This is a genomic window from Ruegeria sp. K11 (assembly GCF_056531905.1).
In genome coordinates this window covers 1-15,732 of sequence record NZ_JBQFMP010000029.1, presented here as the reverse complement: position 1 = coordinate 15,732, position 15,732 = coordinate 1, and the positions used below count along the sequence as shown (strand labels likewise).

Annotated in this window: 13 protein-coding genes; 3 read left to right on the top strand and 10 right to left on the bottom strand. The window is 59.7% G+C overall.

The genetic code is table 11. The features are described from left to right. Positions 1–374: 374 nt before the first annotated feature. Genes ACR0K4_RS22540 through ACR0K4_RS22530 form a run of 3 tightly spaced genes read left to right on the top strand, consistent with a single transcriptional unit; the run spans position 375 to position 4,387 of the window. Positions 375–2,762, top strand: a complete 2,388-nt coding sequence (locus ACR0K4_RS22540; RefSeq protein WP_480855863.1) for a sensor histidine kinase — start codon at positions 375–377, stop codon at positions 2,760–2,762. Then, positions 2,759–3,376 (top strand): response regulator transcription factor, encoded by a 618-nt coding sequence (locus ACR0K4_RS22535; protein WP_480855862.1) that lies wholly within the window; start codon positions 2,759–2,761, stop codon positions 3,374–3,376. The genes ACR0K4_RS22540 and ACR0K4_RS22535 overlap by 4 nt, the downstream gene beginning before the upstream one ends. A gap of 15 nt (positions 3,377–3,391) precedes the next feature. After that, positions 3,392–4,387 (top strand): aldose epimerase family protein, encoded by a 996-nt coding sequence (locus ACR0K4_RS22530; RefSeq protein WP_480855861.1) that lies wholly within the window; start codon positions 3,392–3,394, stop codon positions 4,385–4,387. A 52-nt stretch (positions 4,388–4,439) separates the two neighbouring features. Here ACR0K4_RS22530 and ACR0K4_RS22525 read toward each other — a convergent pair whose 3' ends face one another. The 10 genes from ACR0K4_RS22525 to ACR0K4_RS22480 all read right to left on the bottom strand — a co-directional run. Beyond that, positions 4,440–4,892, bottom strand: coding sequence for an SRPBCC family protein (locus ACR0K4_RS22525; RefSeq protein ID WP_480855860.1), 453 nt, complete (start codon positions 4,890–4,892; stop codon positions 4,440–4,442). Between the two features lie 107 nt (positions 4,893–4,999). Next, the gene (locus ACR0K4_RS22520; RefSeq protein ID WP_480855859.1) at positions 5,000–5,809 is read right to left on the bottom strand and encodes an XdhC family protein; all 810 of its coding nucleotides are present in this window, start codon (positions 5,807–5,809) and stop codon (positions 5,000–5,002) included. A gap of 11 nt (positions 5,810–5,820) precedes the next feature. After that, complete coding sequence (locus tag ACR0K4_RS22515) at positions 5,821–7,011, bottom strand: vWA domain-containing protein (RefSeq protein WP_480855858.1); 1,191 nt, start codon at positions 7,009–7,011, stop codon at positions 5,821–5,823. Then, entirely contained in the window at positions 7,011–7,877 is an 867-nt protein-coding gene (locus ACR0K4_RS22510; RefSeq protein ID WP_480855857.1) for an AAA family ATPase, read from the bottom strand. Before ACR0K4_RS22510 ends, ACR0K4_RS22515 begins: the two co-directional genes overlap by 1 nt. Positions 7,878–7,978: 101 nt before the next feature. Continuing rightward, complete coding sequence (locus tag ACR0K4_RS22505; RefSeq protein ID WP_480855856.1) at positions 7,979–10,396, bottom strand: aerobic carbon-monoxide dehydrogenase large subunit; 2,418 nt, start codon at positions 10,394–10,396, stop codon at positions 7,979–7,981. Beyond that, positions 10,393–10,887, bottom strand: a complete 495-nt coding sequence (locus ACR0K4_RS22500) for a (2Fe-2S)-binding protein (RefSeq protein WP_353008421.1) — start codon at positions 10,885–10,887, stop codon at positions 10,393–10,395. The genes ACR0K4_RS22505 and ACR0K4_RS22500 overlap by 4 nt, the downstream gene beginning before the upstream one ends. Before the next feature lie 12 nt (positions 10,888–10,899). Next, positions 10,900–11,733, bottom strand: coding sequence for an FAD binding domain-containing protein (locus tag ACR0K4_RS22495; protein WP_480855855.1), 834 nt, complete (start codon positions 11,731–11,733; stop codon positions 10,900–10,902). Between the two features lie 139 nt (positions 11,734–11,872). Continuing rightward, the gene (locus ACR0K4_RS22490) at positions 11,873–12,967 is read right to left on the bottom strand and encodes an MHYT domain-containing protein (protein WP_480855864.1); all 1,095 of its coding nucleotides are present in this window, start codon (positions 12,965–12,967) and stop codon (positions 11,873–11,875) included. 121 nt (positions 12,968–13,088) lie between these two features. Beyond that, positions 13,089–14,585 carry a heme biosynthesis HemY N-terminal domain-containing protein gene (locus ACR0K4_RS22485; RefSeq protein ID WP_480855854.1) on the bottom strand — a complete coding sequence of 499 codons (1,497 nt, stop codon included), beginning with the start codon at positions 14,583–14,585 and terminating at the stop codon, positions 13,089–13,091. Between the two features lie 10 nt (positions 14,586–14,595). Next, positions 14,596–15,732, bottom strand: a 1,137-nt coding sequence (locus tag ACR0K4_RS22480; protein ID WP_480855853.1) for a COG4223 family protein, incomplete at its 5' end; no start/stop codon positions are given.

Sequence of the window (15,732 nt, the reverse complement as noted above, 5' to 3'; positions counted from 1 at the left end):
CGTGCTCCTTCCGGCCCTTGTTCACCAAACGGCAAATCGCACCACCCGTCGGATAATAAACACCCGTTACACCACCCGTCCCAATCGTGATAAACTCCTCAGCATAAGCCGCAGGCGCTAGAAAGGCGGCAGTTACAGCCGCTGTGATTGAAGATTTATTGAGCACTTTGACACTCCTGTTGTCAGTCTTTTTTGATCCTTATGGGAATGCCTGATCGACCCAAAACGCGGTTTTGGAATCAGCCACCCAGATGCGAATTATGAAAGCGAAACCAATCGGTGCGTGTCTATACGGTAGTTTACGTATAGGCTTGGGGGCAAGGGCACGGGCATCATGGCCCGAGCCTAACCGCAACCACCATCTGGACTGAAGATTGGACAGCACAGCGCAACAGGATTTCCGCCGGGATCAGGCCGAACCCGCCCGCAGGCGCAGGTCGCTGCGCGCGACGCTGGCCCTGTGTCTGGCGGGGTTGCAATTTGTGGCGGTGCTGTCGGTGACATTGTCGACCTTTGTCAGCTCGGAAAACGCGCTTTTGCGGCAGTCGCGCATTTCGCTGAACGAGGTCAGTGTCAATGTCATCGGTCAGGTCAAAAACTTTCTGAACCCGGCACGGCAGGTGCTGGATGCCACGCGGCGGCTGGCAGAAAACGATGTGCTGGACATCAACGATACCGCTGCGCTGGAAAGCCATTTTTTCCAGCAATTGCAGGTCGCTCCGCAGCTGGCGGGGATTTATCTGGCCGATGAAACCGGGCGGTTCGTCTATGTGATGCGGACTGAGGAACCCGGTCGTTACCGCACCAAGGTCATCCCGCCCTTTGCCCCCGAGATCACCGAACATCCGGCGGATTTTCAATGGCGCAACGACCACTTTACCCTGCTGGACACCGCCGAGACCCAGACCGACACGTACGAGGCCCGCACCCGCCCGTGGTTCAGAATGGTCGATGCCGAGAAAGCTCCCATTTGGACGCAGCCCTATATCTTTTACACCACCCGTCAGCCGGGCATCACCTATGGCGTGCCGGTGTTGGACGATGCCGGCGAAATCCGCGCCATTCTGGGCATCGACATCCAGATCGATGCGCTGTCGGGATTTCTGCTGGATATCTGGTCGGAACGGCGCGGCGCGGCACTGGTGCTGAACGAGGATGGCTCGGTTCTGGCGCATCCGACATTGGTGCTGATCGATCAGGATGCGGATTTCGACAATCCGGAACTGCCGATGGTGGACCAGATCAACGACGCATTGGCACGTCAGGCCTTTAGCGCATTGGTGCACGGAGACAACGCCGGGGTCGAAGGCCCCGTTCATACCGATTTCGAGCTGGATGGTCAGGACTATGTCGCCATGTTGATCGACGTGTCTGAACCCGGCTTGAATTGGTTGATCGGGCTTTATGCCGCCGAAGACAATTTCATCGGCGAAATCAAGAAGAACCGGGTGCAGGGCATCTGGATCGCGCTGTCCATCGCCATCTTGACCGGTGCTGTTGGCCTGGCGCTGGCCGACCGCATCTATGCCCCGGTCCGCAGCTTCGCCAGCCAGACACAGCGCCTGTCCAGCGGCGAGATCACCCCTGACGAAGGCGTGCACAGCCCCTATCGCGAGCTTGAAGACAGCGGTGCCGCGCTGGCGCAGGAGGTGCGGCAAAGGCAGCGGTTCGAAACCGCTTATGGTCGCACATTCGATCTGGCCTCGCGCGGGATGGCACAGATTTCGCCCGAAACCGGGCGGTTCCAGCGGGTGAACGAACAGCTTTGCGATATCATGGGCTATCAGCCCGGTGAATTAGAGAACATGACGCTGGCCGAGACATTGCCCGATGATGGCCAGCAGATCGCGGTGAAGTTCCGCGAAACGTTGCTGCAGGACTCCGAATTCATCGCAGAAACTCCGTTTGTCCGCAAAGACGGCTCGACCATATGGCTGCGGGTGAACGCGATCCTGATCCGCGACGAAAAGGGTGTGCCTGACCATGCCGTTGCCATTGTCGACGATGTCAGCGATCGCAAACAGGCCGAGGATGAAGCCAGCCGCCTCAGCCGGGATCTGTCGCATGTGGCGCGGGTGAACCTGATGGGCGAGATGGCCTCGGGGCTGGCGCATGAGCTGAACCAGCCGCTCAGCGCGATTTCATACAATGTGGATGCCGCCAAGATCACGCTTGAGGAAATCGGCGACCCGGACCCTGATCTGAACCAGATCCTCAGCGATATCGACCGCCAATCGCGCCGTGCGGGGGATATCATCCGGGCTCTGCGCGACGTGGTCCGCAAAGATCGCGGGCGCCAGACTCCGTTCGAGCTGAACGGGTTGATCCGGCAAACCGTCACTCTGATGGAGGCGGAGGCCAAGCTGCATGATATCAAACTGCAATATGCCGAGACCGCGCTGCCCCCGGTCATCGGCAACCGGACGCAGATTGCACAGGTGCTGGTCAATCTGCTGCGCAATGCCATCGACGCGCTGGCGCGTCACCCGTCAGACACAGGCCGAGTCACTATTTCGACCCAAATCACCGCGGATATGGTCGAGGTCCGGGTCGAGGATAACGGCCCCGGTGTCGATCCTACTGTCACCCTGTTCAATACTTTCGACACCCAAAAAACCGATGGCATGGGGCTGGGTTTGTCCATCTGCCGAACCATCGTCAAAGCCAATGGCGGAGAAATCCGGTACGAGCCTACCGAAGACGGCAGCGCCCGGTTTTTCTTTACGCTCAGACGCAGCGCCTTTGATGAGGAAGAAGAATGACGGCCACCCCTCCGACCGTGTTCATTGTGGATGATGACGACGACGTGCGTGTTGCGCTGTCGCGGTCTTTGACCAAACGCGGCATGGAGGTGCATCACTTTGCCGATGCACAGACGTTTCTGGACTCGGTGCGTGACGATGCCGAGGGGTGCCTGATACTGGATTATGGCATGCCCGGCATGGACGGGCTGGAACTGCAAGATCATCTGATGGGCCGGAACTCGACCATTCCGATCATTTTCATTTCGGGCCATGGTGGCATTCCGGAATCTGTGCGCGCCACCAAGGCCGGGGCAATAGATTTTCTGGAAAAACCCTTTGATCTGACGGTTCTGATCGAACGCATAAAAGCTGCGCAAGACATAGGTGCACACTTGCGGGATGAAAAATCACGCGCCGACGCATTGGCGGAAAAACGGGGGCGCTTGACCGAACGCGAGGAAGAGGTTCTGCAACATATCCTCACCCATCCCGAACGGACCTCAAGCAAAGAGATCGCGGCGGAACTTGGGATCAGCCCCAGAACCGTCGAAATTCACCGGGGCCGCATTCAGCAGAAGGTTGGCGTCAAGACAACCATCGAACTTTATAAAATGTTCGGTCAAGGCGTCTGAGACGGGAATCCGGTCGTGGCAAGTAACATCAGCCCCTTTGGCCATACTGCCGACGGAACGCCGATCCAGCGGATCGAACTGACAGGCCGGAACCTGCGCGCGGCCATCCTGACCTACGGGGCCACCGTTCAGGACCTGCGATGGTCCGGAACCGCTCATCCTTTGGTTCTGGGGTGGGAGGATTTGAATGGCTACCTGACAAGCGACACGTATTTCGGCGCCATCGTTGGTCGGTTCGCCAACCGGATCGCCCATGGTCGTTATTGGATTGATGATCAGGAATTCCAGACCCAGCACAATTTTCTGGACCGGCATACGTTGCACGGCGGTATCCAAGGCAGCAGCCACCAGGTCTGGCACATAGAAAAGGTTAACACGCAATCTGTCGAGCTGTCGCTTGAGATGCCTGACGGCCATATGGGTTTTTCCGGCCATCTGACTGTCCGTACCAAATACGAAATCGTACAGGATAGGACGCTGCAGGTGACCATTTGCGCAACCTGCACCAGCCCGAGCCTGTGCAGTTTTGCCCCACATAGCTATTTCAATCTTGATGGTGGCCCGGATATCACGAACCACAGCTTGAAGATCAATGCAGAAACCTATCTGCAAACGGACGATGAGCTGATCCCCACCGGAACGCAGTTGCCCGTCAAAACAGGTGCGTGTGATTTCAGAGCAGCGCGACCCATCGGCAAGCAAGAGTTGGATCACAATTTCTGTCTTGCTTCCGCCCGGTGTGACCTGCGCCCCGTTGCCAGCCTGCAAAGTTCTCGGTCAGGTCTGCGCATGACGGTCCACACAACTGAACCGGGACTTCAGATTTACACGGCAGCCCAACTGGATACCTCGTGCCGCGACGGGCTGGAGGGGCGACGATACGGCAACTTCGCCGGCCTCGCGATAGAACCGCAACTGTGGCCGGATGCACCAAACCACCCCGGTTTTCCCAACGCGGCCCTTTACCCCGGTCAGGTTTCCAAACAAGTGACACGCTTTGAATTTGCCTAAGACTGAACGTGCCAATACGCCCCTCAGAACAGGGTCTGAGGGGCGTGTCGGATCATGGAACCTGCTGTTCGGCAACGATCTCGCCAAAGCGCGTAAAGAACTTGCCGGACAGTTTCTTGGCCGTGCCCGCAATCAGCCGACTGCCCAATTGTGCAATCTTGCCGCCAACATCAACTTTTGCGGTATAAGCCAAAACAGTTTCGGACCCGTCTTCGGTCAAGGAGACATCTGCGCCGCCTTTTGCAAACCCTGCGGCACCTCCTTTGCCTTCTCCCTTCAATGAAAACCCGTTTGGCGCGTTCGAGGTATCCAGTGTCACCTCACCGGCAAATCGCGCTTTGACCGGTCCAATTTTCAGAACCACCTTGGCGGCCAGCTGATCCTGCTCTGTCTGGGTCAGTTCCTCGCATCCCGGGATACATTCGCGCAGAACCTCGGCGTCATTGAGCGCGCGGTAGACAACGTCGCGCGGGGCGGCAATGCGGATTTCGTCACTTAGTTCCATTGGGTCAGTCCTTTGTTCAACAACATCTGGGATATACGCGCAACGCCTCGTCGGTTGCCTCCTGCGTCGTCATCTTGCGGGGCGCAGGCCAGAATGCCCGCAACCTGTCACGCCATTTTTTCATCATCGGCTTGCTCCTCGGATCGGTCTGTATTTCGCCATTTCACGATCTCGGCCAGAATCGACAGCGCGATCTCATGCGGATCAACCGCGTGGATGTGCAATCCTGCCGGGGCTTTCAACGCCTGTGTTCGGGCCGGGTTCATGCCCTGCGCCACCAGTTTGTCACACAGAATCTGCGCTTTGCGCTGACTTGCGACCATCGACACCCGCCGCGCGGCCGAGTTCAAGGCAGAGGCCAACGCCGCACCATCCCCATGACCCTGCGATGCGACCACAACAAAATCACGCGGCTCGATACCCAAAGCCTGCAAGTCATCGGGGTCAAACACAGTATAGTCAACGTCTCCGATCTCGCCAGACACGCAAACACGCAGTCCCATCATTGCGCCATGTGCAGCCAACGCAGACGCGATCGGCGTTTCCCCAAAAATCACCAGCCGCGGTGCGTTCTGGTAGGGTTCGACCAGCAAATCGACCGTTCCCCCGGACGGGCAACCGCTTTTGAAGGTTTGCACGCCATCCGGGTCCGTCATGGCCACCACCTTGTCCGAGGGTTTCACACGGATCATCTGCGGAGCCCCACTGGCCAATGCCTGCACCGCCGAACTGCGCACAGCACGCTGAACGCACGCCCCGCCCAGGTGCCCGACAATCGTGCCATCAGAGGTCACCGCCGCCTTTGCCCCCGCCTTGGCCGAGGTGGCATCCGCCGTGCGCAGTACCGTTGCCACACAAAATGCTTCACCTTCTTTGCGGAGCGTTTCGATCCTGTCAAATATGTCAAATCCAGGCATGAGTGCTCCTTTCACAATTTCCGGAATTGCGGTTCAAGCGCCGCCAGTGCGTCCAGTGTGTTGGCTGGCAAATGCGCATCCAGATGAGGTTCAGCCGCCCGGATCGCCGCAGCCACAGGTTCGTAGGACTGCCACCCTTTCAGCGGGTTCAGCCAGACGATCCGCCGGGCTTTGCGCCGAATACGCGCCAGCACATTGCCCAGCGCTTGCGGATCGGAACTGCAATAGCCATCCGACAGGATCAGCACGATGGTCCGCCCGTTCAGCGCCCGCGCGCCATAGCCGTTCAGGAAACTCTCAAGGCTTCCCGAAATGTCGGTGCCACCGCCAAAGCCTTCGGCCATCAGCGAGAGCCGACCGGCGGCTCGGATCGAGTCGTGATCGCGCAGCGCGTCCGTCACCCGCATCAGGCGCGTGTGGAACAGATAAGCATCCGCCTCGGTCCCGCTGCCGATCAGTCCTTTGAGAAAGGCCAGAAAGACGCGGGAATAGACCGTCATCGATCCGCTGACATCACACAAGGCCACGATCCGCATCGGACGCGGAGGACGGGCGCGACGGTAGAGGTCCAACGGCTCGCCCCCGCGCGCCAGACTGGCCCGTTGAATGCGCCGCATGTCCAGCGCGGGGCCGCGCAAGGCGCGTTTTCTACGCCGCGACCGCCGATCCCGAATGGCACCCGCCAAACGCTCGGCCGTCCTTTCTGCCTGTTTTAGAGACTGTTCATCCATCAACTCCCGCAAGTCCCGGCGCGACAGGTTGGCCATGCGGGTCGCGATAAGCTTCCCGTCCATCCCTTCGGCCTCCCCGTCGCCCGGATCAGGAGTGGTGACTGCCTGATCTGAATCTGTCTGCGTGTCCTGTTCTGGCTGCTCTTGCCCCTGCCAGATCATCGGCTTGGCCGATTGCACCCGCACATATGCGCTCTGCGCCATGCCGCTGCGCTGCTTGCCCGCGTTGAACCAATAGGCGTCGAACAACGCGTCAAACTGCCGCCAGTCCTCGGCATCCCCGGCCAACAAAGCACACAAGGCCTGCCTTGCCTGAGCCACGTCTGTTGCTTCGACCTTGGACAAAGCGGCCAGCGCATCTTCGGTTTCGCGCACGCCCACGCGCAGCCCGTTCATACGCAAATGCGCCATGAACCCCGACATCCGGTCGGCAATACCTTCGGACCGAGAAGGAAAACGCGTCACCTGCATCACGCCACCTTTCCGATCAGGCGGTCCATGACCTCGGGCGGCGCGGCGTCATAGTCAGCAGCGGTTTTTAGCAGGCAGACCAGAGTCGCCTGAACCTCCGCCCGCGCTTGCGCCAGATCGTTGACACCCAACCCGGACAGCGCAGCCGCCCAATCCAACATCTCGGCGATGCCCGGCACTTTCTCAAGGTCCTCTTTACGCAGCGCCTGAACAACTCCAATGATCTGCCGCGCCAAAAGCGCCTCAACCTCAGGCATCCTTGCGCGCAGGATCGCCATTTCGGTCTCTTTCGAGGGATAGTCCAGAAAACTGTAGAGACACCGCCGCCGCAAAGCGTCTGACAAATCCCGCGTCCCGTTGGCAGTCAGGATCACAATCGGTCGCGCCTTCGCCTCAACCGTCCCAAGCTCGGGGATGGTGATCTGAAAGTCGGACAAGATTTCCAGCAAATAAGCTTCAAACTCCTCATCGGCCCGATCAATCTCGTCAATCAGCAAAACCGGAGGCGTATCCTGTGAAATAGCCTCTAACAAAGGGCGTTTCAGCAGATATGTATCGGAAAACAACTGCGCCTCCCCAACGCCGCCATCCGTCTCTCCCGCCCGAATTGCCAACAACTGCCGCTGATAATTCCACTCATAGATCGCGTGGCTGGCATCCAACCCTTCGTAACATTGCAACCGGATCAACCGCGCCTCAAGCCAAGCAGCCATCGCCTTTGCCACCTCGGTCTTGCCAACCCCGGCCGGCCCCTCCAGCAGCAAAGGCCGTCCCAAAGCCCGCGCCAAATGCAACGCCATCGCCAACCGATCATCGGCAACATAGCCCTGCGCGACCAACCCGTTTTGCACGTCATTCAAAGTCAAAACCAGGATCCATTCTTCATCTGGCTAAAAATATCCGGGGGGTCCAAGGGGGCAGAGCCCCCTTGCTTCCGTCGGACCGGCCTAACCCGGTCCGAACCCATTCACCCATGCATCCCCAACCCATTGGCAATCTTCCAAATCCGCCAATGGTCATGCGGCATATGACTCTGCACCAACCCAAACGGCCGAAACGCATCATGCACCGCGTTCGAGAAACAGGGCACGCCCCCGACATTTGGGCTCTCACCCACACCTTTCGCACCAATCGGATGGTGCGGGGACGGGGTCACCGTATAGTCGGTGATATAGTTCGGCGTCTCCCACGCGGTCGGCAGGAAGAAGTCCATAAGCGTACCGGTCTTCACATTGCCCATCTCGTCATAGGCAATCTCCTGCCCCATCGCGATGGCCAAGGCCTCGGTCACGCCGCCATGAACCTGCCCGTCGATGATCATCGGGTTGATCCGGGTGCCACAATCGTCTAGCGCATAGAATTTCCGAACGTCCCACTCGCCGGTATCCACGTCGATCTCCATGACGCAGATATAGGCCCCGAACGGATAGGTCATGTTCGGCGGGTCGTAATAGCTGACCGCCTCCAGACCTGGTTCCAGCCCCGGGATCGCCTGATTGTAGGCGGCAAAGGCGATTTCCTTCATCGTCTTGAACCGCTCGGGCGCGCCTTTGACCGCGAACCGATCCACATCCCACTCGACATCGTCGTCGTGGACCTCGAGCAGATATGCGGCAATCATCTGCGCCTTGGCGCGGATTTTACGCGCAGCCATCGCCGTTGCCGCTCCGGCCACAGGCGTGGACCGAGACCCGTAAGTCCCCAGACCATAAGGCGCGGTGTCGGTGTCGCCTTCCTCCAGCGTGATGTCATCGGCAGGCAACCCGATCTCACTGGCGATGATCTGCGCAAAGGTCGTGGCATGGCCCTGACCCTGAGAGATTGTGCCCAGCCGAGCAATGGCGGACCCGGTCGGATGGATGCGGATTTCACAGCTGTCGAACATCCCTAGCCCTAGGATATCACAGTTCTTCACTGGCCCGGCGCCAACGATTTCCGTGAAATGCGTCAGACCAATGCCAATCAGCTTGCGGGTTTTGCCGGCCTTGAAGTCCTCGACCCTCTGCGCCTGTTCGGCCCGCAGACCGTCATAGTCCACGGCCTTCAGCGCCTTGTCCCAAGCGGTATGATAATCGCCCGAGTCATATTCCCAGCCCAACGCAGACTGATAGGGGAACTGATCGGCCTTGATGAAGTTGATCCGGCGCAGCTCAGCCGCGTCCATGTTCAGCTTGATGGCCAGAACCTCGATCATGCGCTCGATGAAATAGGCCGCCTCGGTCACGCGGAAGGAACAGCGATAGGCCACCCCGCCCGGAGCTTTATTGGTATAAACCCCATCCACCGCCAGATAAGCGGTCGGGATGTCATATGACCCCGTGCAGATGTTCATGAACCCCGCCGGGAACTTGGTCGGGTCGGCGCAGGCGTCAAAGCCGCCATGGTCGGCAGTGGTATGACACCACAGGCCAGTGATCTTGCCGTCTTTGGTGGCGGCAATCTTGCCCTGCATCCAGTAATCGCGGGCAAAGGCGGTGGACATCAGATTCTCCATCCGGTCCTCGACCCATTTCACCGGCTTGCCGGTGACAATCGAGGCCACGACCGAGCAGACATAGCCCGCATAAGCCCCCACCTTGTTGCCAAACCCGCCGCCGATATCGGGACTGATCACGCGGATATTGTGCTCGGCGATGCCAGAGATCAGCGACACAACCGTCCGGATCGCGTGCGGGGCTTGGAACGTGCCGTATAGCGTCAGCTTGCCCGTCACCTTGTCCATGCTGGCCACCGACCCGCAGGTCTCCAGCGGGCAGGGGTGGGTGCGGTGGTAGTACACCATCTCTTCGGCCACGACATCGGCCTCGGCCAGAATAGCCTCGGTTGCGTCCTTGTCGCCCTGTTCCCATGTGAAGATATGGTTGTGATGCTTGCGCGGCCCGTGCGCGCCTTCGGTCTGGCCTTCAAGGTCTTCGCGCAGGACGACATCGGATTTCAGCGCCTCGAACGGGTCGGTCAGAACCGGCAGTTCTTCGTATTCAACCTCAACCAGTTCCGCAGCATCCGCCGCGATATACCGATCCTCAGCGACGACAAAGGCAACCTCCTGGCCCTGGAACAGCACTTTGCCGTCGGCCAAAACCATCTGCTTGTCACCCGCCAATGTTGGCATCCAATGTAGGCCCAGCGGAGACAGGTCTTCGGCGGTCAGAACGGCGATCACACCGGGCATCGCCAAGGCGGCCTCTTTGTTCACGCTGACAACGCGGGCATGTGCGTATGGGGAGCGCACAAAGTCGCCGAACAGCATCCCGTCCAGCTTGATGTCGTCGACATAGTTGCCCTTGCCTTGGGTAAAGCGCACATCCTCGACGCGTTTGCGCGAGCTGCCCATGCCTTTGAGGTTGGCGGCGCGTTCTTCGGGGGTCAGAGTCTGATCGTTCATTCCGCAGCCTCCTTCTGGGCGTTCAGCATGTCAGCCGAAGCCGAGATCGCCTTGACGATATTCTGGTACCCGGTGCAGCGGCACAGGTTTCCGGCCATTCCGAAACGGATGTCTTCCTCGGTCGGATTCGGGTTCTCCTGCAGCAAGCGATGCGCGCGGGTGATCATGCCCGGTGTGCAGAAGCCGCATTGCAGCCCGTGATGTTCGCGGAACATCTCCTGCAACACACCAAGGCTGCCATCGTCGTTGGTCAGCCCTTCGACAGTGGTGACATCGGCCCCGTTCACCTGCGCCACGAAGGTGGTGCAGGATTTGACGGACTTGCCATCGATATCCACGGTGCAAGCGCCACAATGGCTGGTCTCGCAGCCGATATGAGGACCGGTGATTTTCAGATCTTCCCGCAGAAAGTGGATCAGCAGCGTGCGCGGCTCGGCCAGACCTTCGACCTCCTTGCCGTTCACGGTGAGTTTGACGTGCATTTTCGACATTTTATCCTCCCCTCAACCCGCGCGGCTTTGCGCGCGGTCGATGGCGCGGCGCAGCATCACGGCGGCCACGTGTTTCTTGAATTCGACAGGTCCGCGGTTGTCGGCGACGGGCTCAATCGCATCCAGCATCGCAGCAACGCAGCCGTTCACGTCGCCATCGGCCAGAGCCGCGCTAGCCCCTTCGGACCAGACCGGCGTGTCGGCCAGGTTGGTCATCGCAACCGATGCCGTACCGTTGCCAACCATCACGGCGGCGGCGGCGGTGGCATAATCGCCGATCTTGCGCTTTTGCTTTTCATAGGCCTGACCGACACCGGCACCCGGAACCGGGATCGAAATCCGGGTCAGGATTTCCTCATCCTCGCGAGCGGTGAAATACGCCGCCTCATAAAACTCACGCGCGGCGACACTGCGTGACCCGTCGGGACCGGACAGGTCAAACGTCGCGTTCAGGCACTGCATCAGCCCCGGCATGTCATTGCCCGGATCCCCATTGGCCACATTGCCGCCAACGGTGCCCACATAGCGCACCTGCGGGTCCGCGATCTGCAACGCCGCCTCGCGGATTAACGGGATGGCCGAGGCAAGACCTTCGTGAGTGATCAATTCGTGCTGTGTCACCATGGCGCCAAGGGTCACGGTATCGGACCCGACCTCGATGCCTTTCAATTCCTCAATGGCCTGAAGGTCGACCAAATGGCCCATCTCGGCCATGCGCAGCTTCATCATCGGGATCAGGCTGTGCCCGCCTGCGATCACGCGCGCCTCGTCTCCGTGTTCCTGCAGAATGCCGATGGCCGAAGCGATATCGCCTGGCCGGTGATACTCAAAACCGGCTGGTATCATATGTTTCCTCCCTGGGTCCGGGCGGTGTGCCTTGGGGGACCTGCAGTCAGCAAAGAATGCGGAGATCAGCCATTCCAGCCAGCGGAAACGGGGCGCGCAGCTTGTTTCACGAAATGCGAATGGGCTGCACGAGATGCGATCAAAGACCCAAAGCGTCGCGGATAACCGTCAGACGAGATCGGCTGACCGGGACCTTGATCAACGCGTCTACACCATCGAAATAACAGGTGCCATTGTCCTTGTGCCTCTCAAAACGCGAGACATGTCTGGGGTTCACCAGATAGCTGCGATGCGCGCGCAAGAAGCCCTCGCCAGACAGGCGCGCCTCAGCCTCGGTGATCGACCAGGGGCAAAAGAGTTTCTCGGCATCCATGTAGAGGATGGTGTAATGTCCTTCAGCCCGGATCGCGGCAATGCCAGAGGGTTCGGCAAAAAACGTTTGCCCTTCGCGCTCAAACGGAACGCCGGCCCGTAAGACGGGTTCCGGTTCAGGCATCAGCATGGGGGCGGGTGTGGCGGGGGTGGGGTTGGGTTCGATGAAGCTGACCCCAGTCAGCAGGAATGCCCCGCAGATCAGAAACACGGCAACGGTCACGCCCATCGCCAGCACCTGATTGTTCAGCGCGGGACCTGCGCCGCCAGCGGCATCGCTTGCGACGAAATCGGTCAGGCCGGTGGCGACAAAATGCATGGTGAACACCGCCAAACCGAAACAGGCCGTGCCCAACAGGATGTTGCGCTGGGTGCGGTTGTCATATGCGACCCAGATCGCCAACACTGACAGCACCACTGACGCAACGGTCGAAATCGCTACATCCCATACGGTGTAGACGGGGCGACATAGCTCCATACCGGCCATGCCGACATAATGCATCACCACGATGCCCAGCCCGACGATGACCCCGGCGCCAACAATGGTCTGCATCGAGCGTGGGCGGAAATGCAGCAGCAACAGCGCAAGCCCGACCATCAGGATCGCAACCAAAGCCGATATCAGGGTGATCAGCGCGTCATAGTAGAACAGGATCGGAAGCTGCAGCCCCAGCATCGCGACAAAATGCATCGACCAGATGCCGCCGCCCAGAATGACAGCCGCCAGTGCCACAGTGACTTTACGCCGCTGGTCGTCCAGCTTGGACGCGCCATGCGTCAGATAAAGGCCAGTGAACCCGGCCATCAGCGCCACGGCCAAGGAAGCCGCCACAAGCCAGGCGTTATGCGAGTAGTCCAGCATTTTGGTCTGCACGCCCTCCCCGACGCACGGGCGACGTTAGCAAACGGATATGACTTGGACAATCGGCAGTTGCTGCCGCATCCCAGCGTCAGGCGTGATCGCTGATGAAGTGAAACAGGCGCTAGGCCTGTTTCTCCACCACGGGTTCGACGTCGGCCTGAACCGGTTCGGCTTCCACTTCGATAACTTCGGCTTCTGCGCTGTCCTCGGCCTTGTCATCCTCATCTTCGGTATTGTCTTCCAATGCGCCAACGATCAGCGGCAGCATGTGGACGCCGGTTGCCGTTGCGATCTCGGGCGTTTGCGGAGTTTGCCAACTGAGCGTGTCGAAACTACCGCAATTCTGGCAGACAGGGGCCCATTCGGCCTGGATGTCATGGCAATTGTCGCACACCCATTGCGGGCCACGCGGTGCATTCAGCGCCTTGGCGAGCCATCCCTGAACCACCGCATCCGAACCGCCCTCGCCCCGCTCGATCGCTGCCATCAGCGTATATGCGCGCGCGTCGCCTTGCTTTTCAACCACATCGCCCAGCGCACGACGGGCTTCGGGGAAATCTTCGGCCACGATGTTCAACTCGGCCAATATCAGGCGGGTTTCCATATTTTCCGGATGGATGCGTGTCAGCGCGGAAAACCGCTTGATCCGCGCATCAGGGGTTTCGTTCGGAGCAATCTCGGCAAAGGCATGTGCCAGATCAGGATGCGGCTGCACCTCCCACGCTTTCTTGAGGATCTTGGTTGCCGCGCGCGGTTTGCCCTTTTCGATATAGGCCCGCGCCGCCATGGCCGCGGCAGGCACCAGATCCGGAGACAGGCGGTTTGCTTCTATGGCATGTTCCTGCTGCGCGACAGTTGCGCTGTCGTCCAGAATGTCCTTTGCCTCGGACAAGGCCAGAACTGCATCACGCCGCTTGAAAACATCCCGCGGCAGATGCCCCGCCTTCAGCTTCGACGTCAGGGTCGACCGCGCACCGGTCCAGTCCTGTGCCTTGGTCTGGAGGCCCAGCAGGATATCCTGCGTCTCTTGGTGGCGCGGTTTGATTGCCAGCGCTTTTTCGGCCAGTTTCCGGGCTGTATCATCATCACCCTCGGCCAGTTTCTGTTTCATGATACCGCGCACCCCAACAAACCGGGTCGCGTTGCTGGTGACCAGCTTCTTATATGTTTCGGATGCTTTTCTGGTATCGCCGTTCATCTCGGCGGCTTGCGCCACCAGCAGATTGGTCAGTTCAGGCTTGTTCAGCAGCTTTTCGGCCTTGGCCGCCTTGGTCATCGCAATACGCCCCTCACCCGATGCAAGCGCCATCAGCCCGTCCGACAGCGCCTGATATCCGCGCTGTTCCCGGCTTCGGTCGAAATACCGCGACAGGGCGGTCTCGTCACCATTGAGGAATTTCAGCGTCGCGATCAGCAGGGTCAGCAGCTTGAAGAACAACCAGACGGCAAAAACCAGCACGCCCAGCGCGATCACTGATTGCAGCGGCCCAAGCGTGTATTCGGTGCCAGCAACGGTGACTTGCACCCCGCCCGACGATTCCATAAGGAACCCCGCGCCAATGGCCAGCAGACCGATAATCGCAACAAAAACAAGGATCTTTAACAATGACCACAGCATGGCAGGTCCTTCAGTTCGAGTTCAGGCTTGAAGCAAGCGTGTTTGCAGCATCGACCGCAGCAAGCCGGGTTTGTGCCGCTTGTGCCCAATCGGCCAGCGCTGTCTGGGCCGCTTCGGGCAGAGATTTCAATTCATTCAGTGCCGTTGCGACATCCCCATCCGCCAAAGCTGCCTGCGCCCGAGACAGAACCGCATCCGGGTCATCCCCATCCTGCGGCGTCACCGAACGCGCGCCGGTCTGACGTTGCAAAAAGGCAATCACACCGGTTCCCTTATCGGCTTCGCGCGCATCCGCCAGCGCCGCGCGGGCCGCAGGCGTAAAACTGCTACGAAGGGACGCGAGTGTTTCGACCCCATCCGCCGCCGACGCCGAAAGTGCGTCTGGAACTTCAACGCCGCCCGCTGTCAATTCTCCGACGAGCGCCTCATAAGGCTGGCCTGCTTCCAGTTGTCCATGAAGTCGCGACAGGATCGCCGCATTTGTGGCGGCCTGCGCCTCAGCCGAGGCTTTGGCCTCAAGCGCCTGCGCGTCCGAGACCATCTTTTCGACTTCGCTGCGCTGGGCAACCAGCGAGTCCTGCAATTTTTTCAATTCAGCCTCAAAGGCCGCGGTGGCTTCGGCCGAAACATTGGCTTCGATCGGCCGTTTCTCGAGTTCTGACAGTCTGTCACCCAAAGGGGTCACCTGCCCGGCAAGGGCATCGACACTGGACTTCACTGCGCTCAGGTCGCTTTCAACCGGGGACAACTTGTCGGATAGCGCTTTGATCTGGTCCGAGAGGCCTGCGACATCAGGGCTGTTCGCCAATTCGCTTGCCAGCTTGGCAATCTGATCCGACTGATCCGCCAGCTTCGCCTCAAGCGCGGCAACCGCATCCGAACTGTCGGACGCTGCGGGGGTCAATCCGCCATTGCCCACCACGAAGCCGATCCCGGCTGCCAGCACGCCGCCAATCAATGCGGGCACAAACCCGCCGCGTTTTTCGACGGTGCGTTCGATCACCTTCTCTTCTGCGCGGGCCTGCTCTTCGACAGGCGTAACCTGATCAACGGCTTCGGCTTCGGCTTCGGCTTCGGCTTCGGCTTCGGCTTCGGCTTCGGCTTCGGCTTCGGCTTCGGCTTCGGCTTCGGCTTCGGCTTCGGCTTC